General features: G+C 33.7%; 18 protein-coding genes. 6 read left to right on the top strand and 12 right to left on the bottom strand.

Features of this window, described 5'->3' with window-relative positions; genetic code table 11:
• Positions 1-61: 61 nt before the first annotated feature.
• From HQN85_RS02930 to HQN85_RS02915, 4 genes are all read right to left on the bottom strand, one after another.
• Positions 62-1,495, bottom strand: a complete 1,434-nt coding sequence (locus tag HQN85_RS02930) for a SusD/RagB family nutrient-binding outer membrane lipoprotein (RefSeq protein ID WP_173268848.1) — start codon at positions 1,493-1,495, stop codon at positions 62-64.
• A gap of 11 nt (positions 1,496-1,506) precedes the next feature.
• Positions 1,507-4,692 carry a SusC/RagA family TonB-linked outer membrane protein gene (locus HQN85_RS02925; protein ID WP_173268847.1) on the bottom strand — a complete coding sequence of 1,062 codons (3,186 nt, stop codon included), beginning with the start codon at positions 4,690-4,692 and terminating at the stop codon, positions 1,507-1,509.
• Between the two features lie 267 nt (positions 4,693-4,959).
• On the bottom strand, positions 4,960-5,205 hold the full coding sequence (locus tag HQN85_RS02920; protein ID WP_216847211.1) for a hypothetical protein: 246 nt from the start codon (positions 5,203-5,205) through the stop codon (positions 4,960-4,962).
• A gap of 103 nt (positions 5,206-5,308) precedes the next feature.
• The gene (locus HQN85_RS02915; protein WP_173268845.1) at positions 5,309-5,752 is read right to left on the bottom strand and encodes a PaaI family thioesterase; all 444 of its coding nucleotides are present in this window, start codon (positions 5,750-5,752) and stop codon (positions 5,309-5,311) included.
• A 43-nt stretch (positions 5,753-5,795) separates the two neighbouring features.
• On the opposite strand from HQN85_RS02915, the gene HQN85_RS02910 reads away from it, so the two are divergent.
• A complete protein-coding gene (locus HQN85_RS02910) occupies positions 5,796-6,197 on the top strand; it encodes an OsmC family protein (RefSeq protein ID WP_173268844.1) in 402 nt (133 codons plus the stop codon).
• Between the two features lie 7 nt (positions 6,198-6,204).
• Here HQN85_RS02910 and HQN85_RS02905 read toward each other — a convergent pair whose 3' ends face one another.
• Both HQN85_RS02905 and HQN85_RS02900 read right to left on the bottom strand, forming a co-directional pair.
• Positions 6,205-7,197, bottom strand: a complete 993-nt coding sequence (locus HQN85_RS02905) for an LLM class flavin-dependent oxidoreductase (protein WP_173268843.1) — start codon at positions 7,195-7,197, stop codon at positions 6,205-6,207.
• Positions 7,198-7,287: 90 nt separating this feature from the next.
• The gene (locus tag HQN85_RS02900; protein ID WP_173268842.1) at positions 7,288-7,479 is read right to left on the bottom strand and encodes a hypothetical protein; all 192 of its coding nucleotides are present in this window, start codon (positions 7,477-7,479) and stop codon (positions 7,288-7,290) included.
• Between the two features lie 112 nt (positions 7,480-7,591).
• Between HQN85_RS02900 and HQN85_RS02895 the strand changes: the two genes are divergently transcribed.
• On the top strand, positions 7,592-7,957 hold the full coding sequence (locus HQN85_RS02895; RefSeq protein ID WP_246249593.1) for a hypothetical protein: 366 nt from the start codon (positions 7,592-7,594) through the stop codon (positions 7,955-7,957).
• A gap of 95 nt (positions 7,958-8,052) precedes the next feature.
• Here the strand turns inward: HQN85_RS02895 and HQN85_RS02890 are convergent, their stop codons facing one another.
• The 5 genes from HQN85_RS02890 to HQN85_RS02870 form a co-directional block, all read right to left on the bottom strand.
• Positions 8,053-9,558: an alpha-L-fucosidase gene (locus HQN85_RS02890; RefSeq protein WP_216847210.1), complete on the bottom strand. Its 1,506-nt coding sequence runs from the start codon at positions 9,556-9,558 to the stop codon at positions 8,053-8,055.
• Positions 9,559-9,631: 73 nt separating this feature from the next.
• Positions 9,632-10,504 carry a DMT family transporter gene (locus HQN85_RS02885; protein ID WP_173268839.1) on the bottom strand — a complete coding sequence of 291 codons (873 nt, stop codon included), beginning with the start codon at positions 10,502-10,504 and terminating at the stop codon, positions 9,632-9,634.
• A 202-nt stretch (positions 10,505-10,706) separates the two neighbouring features.
• Entirely contained in the window at positions 10,707-11,096 is a 390-nt protein-coding gene (locus HQN85_RS02880) for a response regulator (protein ID WP_173268838.1), read from the bottom strand.
• A gap of 313 nt (positions 11,097-11,409) precedes the next feature.
• On the bottom strand, positions 11,410-11,781 hold the full coding sequence (locus HQN85_RS02875; RefSeq protein WP_173268837.1) for a response regulator transcription factor: 372 nt from the start codon (positions 11,779-11,781) through the stop codon (positions 11,410-11,412).
• A gap of 32 nt (positions 11,782-11,813) precedes the next feature.
• Positions 11,814-13,793 carry a sensor histidine kinase gene (locus HQN85_RS02870; RefSeq protein ID WP_173268836.1) on the bottom strand — a complete coding sequence of 660 codons (1,980 nt, stop codon included), beginning with the start codon at positions 13,791-13,793 and terminating at the stop codon, positions 11,814-11,816.
• A 170-nt stretch (positions 13,794-13,963) separates the two neighbouring features.
• On the opposite strand from HQN85_RS02870, the gene HQN85_RS02865 reads away from it, so the two are divergent.
• From HQN85_RS02865 to HQN85_RS02855, 3 genes are all read left to right on the top strand, one after another.
• Positions 13,964-14,440 carry a CinA family protein gene (locus tag HQN85_RS02865; protein ID WP_173268835.1) on the top strand — a complete coding sequence of 159 codons (477 nt, stop codon included), beginning with the start codon at positions 13,964-13,966 and terminating at the stop codon, positions 14,438-14,440.
• A gap of 18 nt (positions 14,441-14,458) precedes the next feature.
• On the top strand, positions 14,459-15,130 hold the full coding sequence (locus HQN85_RS02860; RefSeq protein WP_173268834.1) for a DUF6766 family protein: 672 nt from the start codon (positions 14,459-14,461) through the stop codon (positions 15,128-15,130).
• A gap of 105 nt (positions 15,131-15,235) precedes the next feature.
• Entirely contained in the window at positions 15,236-15,772 is a 537-nt protein-coding gene (locus tag HQN85_RS02855) for a YciE/YciF ferroxidase family protein (RefSeq protein WP_173268833.1), read from the top strand.
• Positions 15,773-15,844: 72 nt separating this feature from the next.
• Here the strand turns inward: HQN85_RS02855 and HQN85_RS02850 are convergent, their stop codons facing one another.
• Entirely contained in the window at positions 15,845-16,105 is a 261-nt protein-coding gene (locus tag HQN85_RS02850) for a SemiSWEET family sugar transporter (protein WP_173268832.1), read from the bottom strand.
• 103 nt (positions 16,106-16,208) lie between these two features.
• Between HQN85_RS02850 and HQN85_RS02845 the strand changes: the two genes are divergently transcribed.
• Entirely contained in the window at positions 16,209-17,000 is a 792-nt protein-coding gene (locus tag HQN85_RS02845) for a mechanosensitive ion channel family protein (protein WP_173268831.1), read from the top strand.
• Position 17,001 lies beyond the last annotated feature (1 nt).

Below are 17,001 nucleotides of genomic sequence, written 5' to 3'. Positions count from 1 at the left end.
AGACTGGGACTTTTTAATTATTTAATTATCCTTTTAAGAGTTTTGGATGATTTTTGCGGGATTATGGTTTATCCCACCATACTCTGGCATTTAAATCATCGGCACCGCCATAAGGGAAGCCTGCTACTGCTGCATTATAATTCGCAGTGTTTATAGAACGTTCTTGTGTTCCGTAGGCTTCTCGCCTTGGAATTGGAGCGCCATTATTTGCTGGAGCTGGTGCTAGGAAATTAGGAAAACCTGTTCTTCTCCACTCTGCCCAACCTTCATAACCGTGTAAAAACAAGTGTACCCAACGTTGTGTACCTATTTTCATTAAGGCGTTTGCAGGATCGTAGGCTACGTTTGGTTGCAACAAATAAGCTGCAGCTGTACTTGTTGATCCTGTCCATTGTCTGATTGATTCTGTAATTGCATTATCGTAGTTAAGTTTAGCGGTTACATCTGCTCCGGTAATCCAATTTAGTTTAGCTGCTTCTGCCATTCCAAATAATGATTGTGCATAGGTTACTAAGGCTACTGGCGAGTTTTGTAAACGCAAGTTACTTCCCAATAAACTATAATTTGCAATAGTTACGGTGGTTGAACCTGGCAAACCATATTCTAAGCCTACATAGTTTGTTATGGCTGTGTTAGTAGGTTTATTTGCAAAGAATGGTAAACGTGGATCGTTTAACGGTTGCATATAATCTACCACAGGTTTACTTACTGCAAACCAGTTTCTGCCTAAACGAGTAAATTGGTTGTACCAATAGTTTTCGTTGTTTTGATCGGCTAAATGCGGGTAAGAAAGGTTATCGTTATTTGAACTCATCATTCCATTAGCTACAGCTTTGTTAAATTCTGCAGCGCCTTTTGTCGCATCTACCTTACTTAATCTTAATGCCATTAAGGCGTGGATGGTATTACCTAATCTTTTCCATTTTGCAACATCGCCACCATAAACAATATCATTTTTAATGTTTCCTGTTACTATTGCTGCATTGGCTTCATCTAATAAAGTAAACAAACTGTTGTAAATGGCTTGTTGTTTATCGTATTTAGGCGTGAAGTTTAGATCGCCTTTTAAAGCTTCGCTATATGGAATATCTCCCCACCTATCTGTCATGTGCCAGAAGAAGTATGCTTTTAATATTTTAGCAACAGCTATTTGATTGGCTACTGGTCCTTCTATTGCATCTAAACTTGTATTGTTAATTACATTTTCGAGATTCATTAACGGACCGGTATATAAACCAGAAAAGTTAAAGTTTACGGTTACATACCTACTGTTATCTGTAAATGAGGTGTTAGATAAATATTGTGGATAATGTACACCATAAGGTGATGAACTTAAACCTGGTAAAAACAACTCGGCGTTTGCAATTAATTGCGTACCTGATGCTTTTGTTGGGTTATTTGGATCTGTGTTTATAGATTCATCAAATTTCTTGCAACTACCTAGCATTACTATGGCTAGCAAGCAGATGTAAATTGATTTATATGTATTTTTCATATGCTTAAAAATTAAAATGTTAGGCTTAAGTTAACACCATAAGAACGTACAGTTTGTAGCTCTCCTTTTTCTATCCAGCTTATTGAGGTACTACCTGATGAGAGTTCTGATGGATCTACTCCTTTTGGTGCTTTTTGCCAAATCATAACTGGATTACGAGCTATAACTGCAAGTTTTGCTGATTTAAATGGCGTTTTAGCTAGTAATTTAGGTTCGAAATTATAGCCTAAACTTACTTCACGTAATTTGATATATGATGCACTGTAAATCCATTCATCGTAAATACGTGTTCCTAAATTTGTCCTGTAATAAGTTCTAGCATCAACATAAGCTGTAACTTCTTGACCTGTTGCTTGTGAAATACCGTTTACTTTTACACCTCCGCCTGCTGAAATCGCATCGCGAACGTTAAAGCCTTTATCATTAATGGCAGCAGTTTCTGCAGCCTGTCCAGATTTAGCGGCTAGCATTTTAGACCAGCTCATGAATTGTCCACCTTTTTGAAAATCGATGTTTGCGGCTAAATCAAACTTCCATACTTTGAAAGTATTGCTAAGACCACCTGTAAAGTCTGGCAATACGGTTCCAAAATCTTTAAGAGTATCAAACAAAGGCATGTTATCTGTACCTAACAAAACTTTTCCAGTTGCTGGATCTTTTTTATAACCCGGCCCCATTAAGTTACCAAATGATTGGCCTTGTGTTGAGTTTAAGTACACCGTTTGACTTGAATAGGTATTTAAATCATTTTGTAATACTGTAATGCCTGGATATAATTCTTCAATTTTATTTTTGTTACGAGCAAAGTTTAAACTCATATCCCATGTAAATAATTTCGATTGAATTGGTCGACCTGTTAATGCGATTTCTATTCCTTTGTTACGGATTGAACCTGCATTAACTACAGTTTGGTCGTAACCGCTTGCTCCAGAAACGGAAAGACTAATGATTTGATCTTTGTTTTGTTGGTTGTAGTAGGTAAATTCTGTTCCTAAACGATTTTTAAAAAACTTTAAATCTACTCCAATCTCAAATGAATTGGCAAATGAAGGTTTAATATTAGGATTATTTAACTTATCTGGCACTAATAACGTGTTAATGGCTGGTGTTGTACCATAGTTTGCTCCAGATCCGTAGGTAAATGCTGTTTGATAAGGGCTTAAATCTGAACCTGCGATAGCATAACTGGATCTTAATTTACCAAATGACAGGGCTTTCCAATCTGTAAGTTGGCTAAATACAAAACTTCCAGAAACTGATGGGTACCAGTATGAATTATTATTATCTGGTAAAGCCGAAGAAATATCATTACGAATGGATGCGTCTAAAAAATAAGTGTCTTTATAACCGAACGAACCCATTGCATACATACTTCTTACTTGTTTAGTTCTTAAAAAAGATGTACTAGTTGGACGATCTATAGATGCTGCTGCAGAATACCATCCTGGACTTGATAAACCTCCTACTGTTCCTTGATATTGTTGTGTGTATCTATTAGTAAATAAATTGGCTCCTAAATTGAAATTAACAGAGATATCATTAAAGGTTTTGTTATACTGAGCTAAAAACTCATAGTTATTCTCTTCGTTCTGGTATTTGCCAATTTGATAACTATCTACTAAACGACCACCTAGTGGTTCTTTGTGGGTGATGGTCTGAGTAAACATATCTGAACGTACAAAACCGCTCAACTTTAATTCTGGTAATACTTGATAGCTTGCATTTACATCACCAAATAGACGATCGCGGCTATCGTTGTTTAATACTTCGTAGGCATCAAAAAACGGATTGTTCCAATCGCTTGGTTTGTTGTTAGTCACAATACCTGTACTTGTATTTGGATTTACATTCCAATTTAAAATGGTTCCGTCTGCATATTTATAATTACGTAATTCGTTAATATCTATATTACGTTGAAACCATTGTGTTGCTCCAGTAAAAGAACCTTGATAACCTTGCGTTGGGCGCTGACCATTGTTATTTGCATAATTTACATTTGCACCTACGGTTAATTTATCAGTCACTTTTAATGATGAACTTAAGCTTAAGTTATTACGTTTTAACCAAGTATTTGGAATTACTCCATTGATATAAGCGTTGTTATAGCTTATTCTGTAGTCCATATTTTCATTACCACCCGAAATTGAAATTCCATTATTGATGTTGTGGCCAGTTTCATAAAAGTCTTTAACGTTATCTGGATGTGCAACAAACGGGGTCAATTGTCCGAAGCGAGGATCTTGTGGGTAAAAACTATAAAACTGTCTTACAGGAGTTCCATCCATAGCTGGACCCCAGCTTTCATCGTTCCCGTTCACATATTTTTGTCCACCTGTAAGAGTTTGAAAAGTTTGATTGTTACCAACACCATAGGTATTTTGTAGCTCCAAAAAGTTACCTGTTTTTTCTATTGAGAAAGCAGAATTAACACTGATGTTTACTTTTTTAGCACCTTTAGATCCCTTTTTAGTGGTAATCATGATTACGCCATATTGTCCTCTAATACCGTAAAGTGCTGATGCTGCTGGCCCTTTTAAAACGCTAACATTATCTATGTCTTCTGGGTTAATATCTTGTGCAACGTTACCGTAATCGACACCATTTTCTGAACCACCAAAATTAGCGTTAGAAATTGGTGTACCATCAACTACCATTAAGGGTTGTCCACCACCAGTAATAGAGTTTACACTTCTTAATTTAATTTTTTGTGTACCCCCTAAACTTGCGCCAGATGATCCTGTAACTTGAACGCCTGCAACTTTACCTGCCAAAGAACCAATTACATTTTGTTCTTTAGTGAGGGTCAAATTGTCGCCGTTTACTTGTTGCGTTGCATAACCAATAGATTTTTCGCTACGCTTGATGCCAAGCGCAGTTACTACTACACCTTCTAAAGTTTGCGTACTTGAAGCTAAGGAAACGTTTATTTCGGTTCTATTTCCAATTGTAATTTCTTGGGTTTGGAAGCCTAAATAGGTAAATACTAATGTTGTACCATTTGCCGGTACACTAATGGTATAAGAACCATTTGGCTGGGTTGTTGCTCCAGCCGTTGTGCCTTTTACGAGTACACTTACTCCCGGAATTCCGGTTCCATCTGTTACATCGGTTACTTTGCCACTAATTGTTTTTTGGGCATAAGTAACCATAGAAAACAGCAAGAACCCGAATAGAATTAAGATAAATTTTCTGTTCATAGTTGTATAGGTTAAGTAAATATTAATTGGAAATTAAGAAATTTTACTTACTAAACATCAATAAAACCAGGATAATAATAAATTAGATGTTTAATTTATAACAGATTAGACAAATCTAGAAAAATACAAATGCAGGTATTTGCAAAGTTTTAGAGGCTAAAAATAAATTCGAGGAAAATGTATGCAAAAGCTTGCACTGTTATTTACCTATCTACATAGGTAATGATAGTGTACCGTAAAATCAATATTATTAAGCTATTATAAAAACTAAGCTAATGCTTGTTCTTGAACACCTAATCTATTTATAATTTGATCTAAAACGCTAGGATCCAAATTTGTAAACTTGGATGAATACCATTTAGATGTTTTATCATCTAGCCAGATGCAAAATGAATGGCAATCTTCTAATATTACAGCATAGGTGAGATGAAAATCATCTTGAATTTTCATACAGAACCCAGTAAAAGTTTTACCTTTTACATCAAATTGGAGGTTTAAATAATCATTCCACATGGTAATTTTGGTTTTAGGGTTATGATATAACAAAGCTCAAGTTAAAATGTTTAGTGAAAGTTAAATTAATAACAAGAAATCTTTCTTAACCTTTATCGACCCTCTACCCTATATTTAACATATTAGAATATCCTTTAGCTATAAGTCGCTTTTTTGTTGGTAAAAAGACTTCGCATTGCAGATTAATAATTGTTTTACCTTGCTTTACGACTGTTGTTTTTGCTGTAATTTCATCGCCTTCATTAGCTGGTGCAAAATAATCTATGGAATTATTTATAGTAGTAAAACGAGCATTTAGCCCTAAAATGTAAACGGTTGCTCCGATTAAATCATCAATAATACCTGCTGTGATACCACCGTGCAATATACCATAGGGATTTGTCATTTCTTTTCTAACGATGTAACTACAGTGCAATGTTCCTTTCTCTGCACTAATTAAAGTAGGTTTTAACCAATTCATAAAATGTGAGGGTGAGTTGGTTATTTCTTTTCCTGTAAAGGATTGAAATATAATTAATCGTTGTTGGAGTTTGTTTTGTTCTTCCATTTTATGGTATGTTTATGCTAAATTTAATGATTAAATTATATATATGAGTAGTTCGAAAATTACGGCCATTACCGAGTTAGACAAATCCAATTATAGAACCAAAATTTATTCGGGTGGTCATTTTATTTATGCTGATGAACCAGAGAGTTTAGGTGGTACTGATGAAGGAATGTCGCCAGGCGCATTACTTTTAGCAAGTTTGGGTAGTTGCACTGCAATTACGATACGCATGTATGCCGACCGCAAAGAGATTGCTTTAGATTCTGTTAAAATTGAGTTAGCCATTTGCAAAGAAGATCAAATCACAAAGGAGACAACCATTTCTCGTAAAATAGAATTTATTGGAAACTTAACAAGTGAGCAACTTGAACGCTTGGAGCAAATAGCCGATAAATGCCCTATTCATAAGTTGTTGAGTAATCCAATTAAAATTATAACGAGCTAGTTCATAGTTATAGACTCTTCATTATATCAGCAAAAAGCTGATAAGAATATAATCTCGCTTCGTGATCATATATATGAGAAGTCACCATTATTTCATCTATTTTAGTTTGGTCTCTAAATGATTGCAATTGTGCAGTTAGCTTTTTTGATCCACCAATAAAGGCAACAGATAACATTTGGTTTACTGCTGCTTCTTCCATATCATTCCAAATCTCATCCATATTGTTAATTGGTGGTTGCAATAATTTACGTTGACCGGTTACAATACCCATAAATAATTGCTTTAAGGAAGTCGCTAATCGTTCTGCTTCAGCATCTGTATCTGCTGCAACTACATTTACACAAGACATTACATATGGTTCTTTTAGTGTAGCTGATGGACGGAAGTTTTGTCGGTATATATTAATGGCCTCTAAAAAATAAGCTGGGGCGAAATGACTTGCAAAAGCATAAGGTAACCCGTAAGAGGCAGCTAAATGTGCACTTTCGGTACTTGAACCTAAAATCCATATGGGCACTTCAGTTCCTTCGCCAGGTATTGCCCTAACTTTACTTTGGCTATTATCATTTGATAAATACTTTTGTAGTTTTAACACATCTTGTGGAAAACTATGCGGATCAGAAAAGCGTCCACCTCTAATTTCCATAGCTGTAAGTTGATCTGTACCTGGCGCTCTGCCTAATCCTAAATCTATCCTATTAGGATATAATGTAGCTAATGTACCAAATTGCTCTGCTACAATTAAAGGCGAGTGATTAGGTAGCATAATGCCTCCCGAACCAACTCTAATCTTTTCTGTATTTCCTGCAATGTGACCAATTAATACGGATGTTGCTGAACTGGCAACGCTTACCATATTGTGATGTTCTGCAAACCAATATCGTGTATAACCTAATTTTTCTACATGCTGCGCAAGTGCTACACTATTTTTAAAGGTATCCGCAGGGGCTTTACCTTGTATTACTGTTGCTAAATCGAGTACCGAATATGGAATTTTCATGTGCAAATATAGAGAGGCATTTTTCGATTTTTCGAGAAAAGAAAAGAGTTGACAAGAATTTGATGTTAGGGAGTTTTATAAATTTCGCTATTATTTATTCAAGCTACGCTTATCTTTTGGTAAATCTTCACTGATAGGCCCATCTGTGGGAACCGATTTGGGTTCTTCGGTATATTTTCCATCGATAATCAGATTTCCGACTTCATCTTCATCTATTTCTTCATTCGTTTTTCTAGAAACTGGATTTATTTGTTCTACTGGCACTCTTTTCTGGTTTTCCATAACAATTGATTTTATATAAAAAGTCTTGCTTAATAGAAAAGGTTTTAAAAATTTAGCATTCTCCAAACATAATAGCTATATCTTAGGTTTTAGTTGAAAAATGTTTGAACATATGGAAATGATTTTCATTTTGGCTATACCGGTTGCTTGTATTGCATGGACTGTTACTAAAGAAGAAGTGTTTAGAGAAATAAGAGAGTTTTGTGTAGATAAATCTAGTAATTGCAAAAAGTTATACCAACGAAAATTCTTCTACTTATTTACCTGCGAGTATTGTTTTAGTCATTATGTGACAATTTTGATATTGTTAATGACGAGGTATACTTTAATTTACCCTGATTGGCGTGGTTATATACTTGCTGGTTTTTCTATTGTTTGGATAGCAAATGTATATATGAGTTTATACAATTTGATACGAATAGATTTGAAAAAGCAAAAGATAATAACCCAAAAAGAAGAAAAGGATTTGCCCTCTTAGTATCTATTGGGTTTAATGGTTAGTATTTTATTAATTATCTGCGAACGAATATTTAAAATAAGAATGCGATATATCTTATTTAGTAGTGATTTAGCTTAAAGTGAAACTTGTTTATATAAACCTATTTCTGAAATAGCAGGGTTTAACCTGGATGATAAAATTCTTAATCTTACTTGTGAGGCTGTAACTTGTGGAAAACGCAATAAACGTTTAAAGCCAATTGTTGTACCTTCAGTAATTACTTTCCAACTTGCACCATCTTTATATTCGAATACAAATTGTTCTACTCTTTGTCCAATTTTTAAGTTTTCTTGTAACAACAAAACATCAAAATTTTTAGCTTTGTTCATTTTAAATTCAATAATCACATTTCCATTCTTAGTTTTGGTTGGCCAAAAAGTATTAGGTTTATTGTCTAAAACTGTATTAATATCTCTATTGTTATTTTCATTCTTTACACCTTCGGCTAATAAATTTGTCCTAAAGGTTTTATTTAATTGATACCTAAATCCGTTTAAAGATTTTATATCACTCTCACTAATTAAGCCGTCTGTAGTTGGCGGAATATTAAGTAACAACACCCCATTTCTACCAACCGAACTGTAATAAATATCAGTTAGTTTCTCGGGAGTTTTTACTTTATTATCCTCAGAAGGATGATAAAACCAACCTGGTCTGATAGAAACATCAATTTCTGCAGGATACCAAACCAAGCTTTTTGCTTTTACAATTTTCGCTCTACTGCCTAAATCTTTAGACATTAAATCTCGAGGTGCAAACTCTACTTTTTTCTGTGAGTTATCTGCAATTTTCTCTGTGCTCAATTCATTAGCAGGCACAACACTCCATTCAGTTTCTCTGCCATATCCAGTTTCAGTTCCAACCCAACGCACATCTGGACCTGATACTGCAATGGTAGCCTTTGGTTGTAGTTTACGAATAAGTTCATACCAGCGATTATATTCATACACCTGTTTTTTACCAGATGGGCCTTCTCCATTTGCACCATCAAACCAAACTTCATCAATTTGTCCGTAATTAGTTAACAACTCAGTTAATTGATTAATAAAAAAATCGTTGTATTTCATACTTCCAAAATATTCAGAATTACGATCCCATGGTGAAAGATAAACACCAAAACCAATTCCAAATTCTTTACAAGCATTAGCCACTTCTTTCACGACATCACCTTTACCACCTTTCCAAGGACTATTTTTCACAGAATGTTCGGTATATTTACTTGGCCATAAACAAAATCCATCGTGATGTTTAGCAGTAAGAATAATTTGTTTAAATCCAGCTTCCTTACAAACTTTTACCCATTGCCTAGCATCTAATTTTTTCGGATTAAATAACGAAGGATTTTCAGTTCCATCTCCCCATTCTTTATTGGTAAACGTGTTCATTCCAAAATGGATAAAAGCAGTTAATTCCAACTCTTGCCACCTCAATTGCCTTGCTGATGGTGTAATACGAGCTGCTTTATGTACAATTGCTATAGAATCATCTGATGGTTTGATTTTTATATAATTATTTTTATCGAAGATTTGTGCTTGGCTTTTTAAGGATGAGCATGCACCTATCAAAATAATAATAATCATTACCAAATTTCTCACACAACTATTCATAATAAGTTAGTTAATTGTTGGTTCATATGTTTGTTAATAAAAAATATCAATTTGCTTTTTTGGCTATTAATAGACCGCCAAAAACCAATACAACTCCTATTAAAGTATATAAACTGATTACTTCATTTGCTAATATAGCAGCAATGATAAATCCAAATAAAGGACAAAGGAATAACCATAAACCAGCTTTAACCGCGTTTGTTTTTAGTAACCATAGCCAAAGTTGTACGGCTATAATTGAAACAGGTATGGCTAACCAAGTTACAGATGACCAAAATTTCAAATTAAAGTGATTGAGTTGACTGTTATAAAGAAAGATAACAAATGGTAGTAATAATAGTCCACCAATAAAGGTCTGCCACCCATTTATAGTTAAAAGACTTAACTCATTCCACTTCTTTGCAGAAAAATAAATTGCTGCTAAAGCATAAGATAGCATACTTACTAAAAGAATTAATAAACCTTCATAAGTTACAGATGCATTTTCAAGTAACGGCCATGCGGCAGATACCACGCCAATAGTGCATATTATCAATCCTAATATAAGGGTAAGTGTTAATTTTTTATTTAGAAATATAACTGAGAAAAAGCTAATTAACACTGGATTTATCGCAACTGCAAGAGCCCCAATTCCGGCAGTTACTTTTTGCATTGCAACAACATATAAACCTAAATAAATGCTAATATTTAATATTCCATAAATGCTGATTTGAAGCCATTCTCTTCCTTTTGGTAATCTATTTTTTTGTAAAATATGCGAAACAAATAGCATTATAATTGCTGCTATGCCAAAACGAGTAACTGCAATTAATAAAGGTTGTGCAACAGTTAACCCAATTTTTGTAGCTGTTGATGCGGAGGCCCAAAATATGGCAAAAGTTAACCCCGCAAATAACCAACTATATTGTTTTTTAATCATTAATATTTTCTAAAAATTCATTTATACTTTAAGGAAACACCATTCTTTTCACATTGAATCAACCTTCAAAAAATTATTTTATTTTCTCTACCTTCTAAAGTGAATGTATATAAGGTTCTCCTATTGACACAACAAATGCTTTAGTATATAAAAAATCAGACTGTAAAACTGCAGTTAAAAAATAATATTCCTTAGTGAATATCTAAGCCAACAAAAGCATGTGAATGAAATCTTTAAACTTATCAACGTTTAAAGGTTTTGCTAGTAAATAATCAATTCCTATATCTCTTTTTAATTCTTCCTCATTTATAATTGTGGTAGATATTACGATAATAGGAACAGTTTTAGATAAAGATCTTATAATTTTAGATGCCTCAAATCCATCCATTTTAGGCATATATAAATCCATAATAACCAAATCAAACTCTTCCGCTTTAAATTTTTCTACTGCATCTAAACCGTTTACTGCCACTACCAAATCAAAGGGAAAAGGTTTTAGTATTCGCTCAATCAATAAAACGCTAATGGGCTCATCTTCTACAATCAGAATTCTCTTCTTTCTGTCTGCATTTTTTTTATAGTTGAATATCACTTGACGTATGGTTTATCTAACAAATAAAATTTCTTACTAGGAATTGATTATGGTTTAATTATACTTAATTATTACGAGAACTAAGATAAAAAAAATATGCCGAAAATGTAACTTATTCTGCATCACACAAAAAATGTAAGTATCAAATTTGTTTCAATTCTAAAAAATGAAGTTTTTGAGTAAAATTTGAAAGGATAGATTATAAAATTAGAAAAATGTTGCTAAGAATTTAGCTGAGTAAGTAATAACATTTAATGAATTAAATACTTCGAATTTATTCAAAAAGATAAATAAATAACATACAAATATAGATTTACGATGTTTTGGTTAGCTGATGATTAATTTGGGCCATAAAATCATAAATATCGAAAGGTTTTGGGATAAAGCCATCTGCTGGACATTCTTCTATTACGAATTTGCTCTGTGCATGAGCTGACATGAGTATTAAAGGAATAGATTTTAATTTATTAGACTCCTTCAATTCCTTACATTCTTCTATGCCGTTTCCGTCTGGAAGCATAATATCCATTAAAATTAGATCTGGCAATTCTTTATCAAGTAGTTTGCGAAAATCTGATATGTTAGCACTTGTGCTCACTTGCAAATCCTCTTCAGTAAGCAGAATAGTAATCATTTCACTAATGTCATTATCGTCTTCTACAACATAAATTTTCTTCTTATCCATTCGGTTAGTTTGCTTTGGTAAAGCAAGAACACTTACATAGTAAGAATTGTTTGAATGTCATTTGTTTTTAAAGGAATAGTAAATCCAAATTCAGAACCAACTCCCACCTCACTTTTTACAATGAAAGAACCTTGGTGTCTATCGATAATTTCTTTGCTGATATAGAGACCAAGCCCTAATCCAGCAATATGAGCAACTCCTTCAGCTCTAAAAAACCGCTTGAATATTCCTTTTTGCTGTTGTTTAGATAATCCAATACCATTGTCCTTCACTATTACAATCGCTTGATCCTTATTAACTTCAAGGCTAACAAAAACCTGCTGTGCATGAGGTGAATATTTAATAGCATTATTAAATAAGTTAATAATGACCTGTTCAATTCTCTGTTGGTCTCCATAAACCATCAGTTGTTCCTCAACGCCAGTAAAAGAGATAATATGTGAAGTAGTATTATATCGGAAGGTTTCTAAAATGTCTTCTATGGTTTTGTGAAGATCAAAAAAATCAAAATTAAATTGAAGCTGACCAGCCTCAACTTTAGAAACATCCAGTAAATCTCCCACTAAAGAGCCTAGTCTATCTAATTGTTTTAATGATTTTTCTACAAAAAACTCGGATGTCTTACTCCCTTTTTCTTTCTGTAACATTTGTAAATAACCTTTCAGAGAAGTAAGTGGTGTTTTAAGTTCGTGACTAGCTAAAGCGATAAACTCATCTTTTTTTTCAGATAGCGCCATTACTTCTTCAAATAATTTTGAATTATCAAGTGCTACAGCAGCTTGAGAAGCTACACTTGCTAATATTTCTTCATGTTCAGCTTTAAAAATACCAGCCTCTGGGTGACCGAAAAACAATCCACCAATAACATCGCCTGAAGATGAAATAACAGGGACTGCAAGATAACTTACTACTGCAAGATGTCCTGCTGGCATGCCATAATGTGGCGCATTTTTACCGTATCTAGGATCTTTGGTTACATCATCTAAGCGAACTATGCCCTCTCCTGAAAATGTAGAGTGAAAAATGGCGGTATTGCGAGGCATTCCAAATTTTTCAAAAACTTCTCTAGGCGCACCAGAAAGGGTGAAAAGCATAAACGACTCCCCAGTTTCATCAAAAGTATTGTAAAAAAATGCGCCAAAGGCAGCTCCAGTAATTTCTGTTGTTGCATCTGTTACTTTTTGCAAAATTTCTTTCACATCTAATTTCTCGGAAATAGTAATTCCGATAGAATTCAATAATGTTTGCCTTTTTGCAAATTGATATGCAAGTCGTTCTGCTTTTTTAAGTTCAGATATATCCCTTGCTACTTTAGAAGCTCCAGTAATATTCCCAAAAGCATCTTTAATGGGAGAAACTGTAAGAGAAATTTCAATCTCATGCCCATCTTTATGTAGCCTAACTGTATGAAAATGATCGATTTTTTTTCCGGCTTTGATATTGGAAATAATAACTTCTTCTTCACTAATTAATGCAGGAGGAATGAGTATTGTAATATGCTTACCAAGTACTTCTTCCTCTGTATATCCAAATATTTTTTGGGCACCAGCATTCCAACTTTTGATAATACCATCTAAGCCTTTACTCAAAATCGCATCGTCTGATGATTCTACAATAGCGGATAAGATTTCATGTTTCTCATCATTTGATTTTTTATCAGTTATATCTACGAGTGTATTATAAGCGCCCAACAGTATTTTTTTTTCATCGAAAACAGGTGAAGGATAAACTAACAATGAACGCAATACACCATTAGGCTGTTGGATGACGATTTCTTCACCATTAAAAGGTTTGCCATTCTTCAGTGTAAGCGCCATTGGGCAACTATCTAGTTCCATAGGCCTACCGTCTGGGTAGAAAATTTTCCATGACCCGCACCAATAATCCTTTAAGAGATCTGGTTCCCTACCCCAAAGTGTTGCTGCCGCTGCATTAAAAAATGTTACTCTACCACTTGCATCACAAGTATATATTGCAAGAGGCGACTCTTTAACAAGCTGTTCAAAAATCATAATTCGTTTACAAAAATAAAGTGTGATTGGAAGAATAACGCTTTCAAATGTAATAAAATATTTATTTTTTATCTGGATTGTATATCACTACATCACACCAATAAATTGGATAAAAGAAAAACCAATCATAACACAATTTGTTAAGCAGAAACAAGCTATCGTGAATATAAATGAAGGAAAGTATCAAAAAAGTGGCTAAAATTTTAATTGAAAAAAAGCTCACTATCGCTTTTGCTGAAAGTGCAACTGCTGGACGACTCGCAGCTGAATTTTCTATGCCAAAAAATGCGGGCAAGTATTTAAAAGGAGGATTAGTTTGCTATGATGCTGCGCTCAAAAAGAATATTCTTGGAGTAAAAAGTAAAGTTATTGAAAAACATACTCCAGAATCTAAACAAGTAACAAAAGCAATTACAACTGGTTTACAAAAACTTATTGACGCTGATATTCATGTTGGAATAACTGGTCTTCCAGCACCTGGAGGTAGCGAGACTACTAAAAAACCTGTCGGAACAATGTTTATTCATGCCATAAAAAATGGGAAAACATTTTTCAACGAACGAAAAGTATTTTCTGGCAAGCCAGAAGAGATTATAATTGGTGCTGTTAACCATACTGCTCAACTTTTGTTAAAAAATCTACAGTAAACTTTGAAAATTCTAACCATGGAAAAACAAACAACAAGTCACTCCTATTTTTACAGAAATTCATTGACCATCGTCTTTACAACATTATTTCTAATTACCCTTTTTGCTCAAGCTATTACAGGATGGCACCAAAATAATACAGAAATGCAGGAACTCGGAGCGAGTGCTTTATCGTTTAAAACTTATCTTTTTAGCGGTCATTTTATCTCTGCTACTTTTGAAAATTTCGAATCAGAATTTCTGCAAATGGCGCTCTATGTTTTATTAACAATTGGCTTACGACAAAAAGGTTCTGCTGAGTCTAAGAAAATAGGTGAGCTTGAAGACGTTGATCGTGAACCAAAGCCTGGAAAAAATGCTCCTTGGCCTGTAAAAAAGGGCGGTTGGATTCTTAAATTATATAGCATGTCACTTTCAATTTGTTTTGCAATACTCTTCCTTTTCAGTTGGGCAATGCATTTTTATGGCAGTTTAGAATCTCATAATGCCGAGCAAGTCGCAAAACATTTACCATTGGATAATATGTTAAGTTACCTAGGACAAAGCGAATTCTGGTTTGAAACTTTTCAGAATTGGCAAAGCGAATTTCTATCGGTAGCTTCTATTGTATTTTTAACAATTTACCTACGTCAAAAAGGCTCACCTGAATCAAAACCTGTGGATGCACCCCACATGGAAACGGGCAAATAATAAGTATGAAAGAATTGAAAATTACCAAAACATTTTTTTATAGACCATGTTAATATTATCAAACGTCTAATAAACATTAAATAAATACCTAAAAAACAACAAAATATGGCAACTAAAAAGAAACCTACCGGAAAGACAGGTAAAATGGAAGATTCAGAATTCCATGAATTTTTTATCGATGAATTAAAAGATATTTATTGGGCAGAGAAACATTTAGCAAAAGCTCTCCCAAAAATGCAGAAAGCTTCTACTAGTCCAGACTTAGCAGCAGCATTTGAAAAGCACACTGCTGAAACAGAGCAACACATTTCAACTTTAGAACAAGTTTTTGAACTTTTAGGAGAAAAAGCAGCTGCAAAAAAATGTGATGCCATGGCTGGTCTTCTTGAAGAGGCTAATGGTATTATAGAAGATACAGACGCCGGAACTATGATTCGCGACGCAGGATTAATTCTTGCTGCACAAAAAGTAGAGCACTATGAAATTGCTACTTATGGAACACTTCGCGTGTTTGCAGAAAACATGGGTCATACAGATGTAGTAGGCTTACTATCACAAACTTTAGAAAATGAAAAAGCTACTGATGTAGCATTAACTACAATTGCTGAAGGCTTTGTAAATGAGCAAGCTGCAACTGAGTAAAAATCAAAGATCATACTAAAAAAAAGCTATGGAAATTCCATAGCTTTTTTTGTATAAAATAAACTCGCCATACTACTTTTTTGAATATTTATAATTTAATATAATCATTAATATGTCGCATATTGTAGAAAATCCATTGGTTAAAGTAATTGGCAAATCATTCAACATCACACCATACCAGCACCAAAGTAAATTTCCTACTAACAAAACAAAAAACATTAGTGGTGAAACTGCTTGCGCTTTCTTATCCTTTAATATTTTTATAATCTGAGGAATAGATGAAATAGCAGTCAATATGCCAGCGCTAAATCCAATAATGGTTTTTACGTCCATATTTTTAATTATTTACTCGATCATCAATTCCATAACCGATGTTTACCGATATGATTTTACCTATTTTATAAACAATTTAATTTCAATTGTTGTTCATTAAAACATGGATTTTAACATAAATAAGTTTAGTGATAAACTATATACCTGGATAATTGAAAAGGGCCCTAGCTTTATACTTGGCATTGCCGTTTTATTTATTGGATTTTGGTTAATAAAAATACTTTCTAGATGGTTAACATCCAGAATGCACCAAAAAGAGATAGACCCCTCCTTAAAGCCATTCTTATTGAGCTTAGTTATTGTGGTACTACGGGTGTTGCTTATACTTGGCGTAATGCAAATCATCGGTATTCAAATGACGGTATTTGCAGCTTTAATTGGAGCAATGGGTGTTGCTTTAGGTTTAGCATTATCGGGTACCTTACAAAATTTTGCAAGTGGCATAATTATATTATTACTTAAACCCTTTGCTGTTGGTGATAATATTATTGCATCTGGAATGGAAGGCACTGTTACTTCCATACAAATATTTTATACGGTGGTTACTACATTCGATAACAGAACTGTAATTTACCCTAATAGTAAACTTTCAAACGAAGTCATAGTGAACATTAGTAGAATAGGCAGTAGAAGATTGGATATTGAACTGAAATTTATGAATTCGATTGACTTCGAAACCGTTAAACATTTAATTAATGCGGTAATAGATGAAAACAAGGATATGCTTAAAAAACCAGAGCGAAGAATAGGGATTTCATCAATAGAGCCTGATGGATATAAAGTGAGTATTAGTGTTTGGGTAAAATCACATGGATTTATGGATACCAAATTCGCTTTTCAAGAAAAATTGATTGCTGATATTAAAAATGCAGGATTAAAATTACCAGGTATGTGAT

It is taken from the genome of Pedobacter boryungensis, assembly GCF_013204825.1.
In the GTDB taxonomy this organism is placed as follows: domain Bacteria; phylum Bacteroidota; class Bacteroidia; order Sphingobacteriales; family Sphingobacteriaceae; genus Pedobacter; species Pedobacter boryungensis.
The sequence above is the reverse complement of the archived record's forward strand: the minus strand, read 5'-3'. Positions and strand labels throughout refer to the sequence as shown.

Coding starts and splice junctions, on each gene's coding strand:
- HQN85_RS02850 (WP_173268832.1), bottom strand. CDS start 16,105: ATGGACGTAAAAACCATTATTGGATTTAGCGCTGGCATATTGACTGCT.
- HQN85_RS02890 (WP_216847210.1), bottom strand. CDS start 9,558: ATGATTATTATTATTTTGATAGGTGCATGCTCATCCTTAAAAAGCCAA.
- HQN85_RS02905 (WP_173268843.1), bottom strand. CDS start 7,197: ATGAAAATTCCATATTCGGTACTCGATTTAGCAACAGTAATACAAGGT.
- HQN85_RS02920 (WP_216847211.1), bottom strand. CDS start 5,205: ATGTGGAATGATTATTTAAACCTCCAATTTGATGTAAAAGGTAAAACT.
- HQN85_RS02875 (WP_173268837.1), bottom strand. CDS start 11,781: ATGGATAAGAAGAAAATTTATGTTGTAGAAGACGATAATGACATTAGT.
- HQN85_RS02915 (WP_173268845.1), bottom strand. CDS start 5,752: ATGGAAGAACAAAACAAACTCCAACAACGATTAATTATATTTCAATCC.
- HQN85_RS02860 (WP_173268834.1), top strand. CDS start 14,459: ATGGAAAAACAAACAACAAGTCACTCCTATTTTTACAGAAATTCATTG.
- HQN85_RS02855 (WP_173268833.1), top strand. CDS start 15,236: ATGGCAACTAAAAAGAAACCTACCGGAAAGACAGGTAAAATGGAAGAT.
- HQN85_RS02865 (WP_173268835.1), top strand. CDS start 13,964: ATGAAGGAAAGTATCAAAAAAGTGGCTAAAATTTTAATTGAAAAAAAG.
- HQN85_RS02900 (WP_173268842.1), bottom strand. CDS start 7,479: ATGGAAAACCAGAAAAGAGTGCCAGTAGAACAAATAAATCCAGTTTCT.
- HQN85_RS02925 (WP_173268847.1), bottom strand. CDS start 4,692: ATGAACAGAAAATTTATCTTAATTCTATTCGGGTTCTTGCTGTTTTCT.
- HQN85_RS02870 (WP_173268836.1), bottom strand. CDS start 13,793: ATGATTTTTGAACAGCTTGTTAAAGAGTCGCCTCTTGCAATATATACT.
- HQN85_RS02845 (WP_173268831.1), top strand. CDS start 16,209: ATGGATTTTAACATAAATAAGTTTAGTGATAAACTATATACCTGGATA.
- HQN85_RS02910 (WP_173268844.1), top strand. CDS start 5,796: ATGAGTAGTTCGAAAATTACGGCCATTACCGAGTTAGACAAATCCAAT.
- HQN85_RS02930 (WP_173268848.1), bottom strand. CDS start 1,495: ATGAAAAATACATATAAATCAATTTACATCTGCTTGCTAGCCATAGTA.
- HQN85_RS02885 (WP_173268839.1), bottom strand. CDS start 10,504: ATGATTAAAAAACAATATAGTTGGTTATTTGCGGGGTTAACTTTTGCC.
- HQN85_RS02895 (WP_246249593.1), top strand. CDS start 7,592: ATGGAAATGATTTTCATTTTGGCTATACCGGTTGCTTGTATTGCATGG.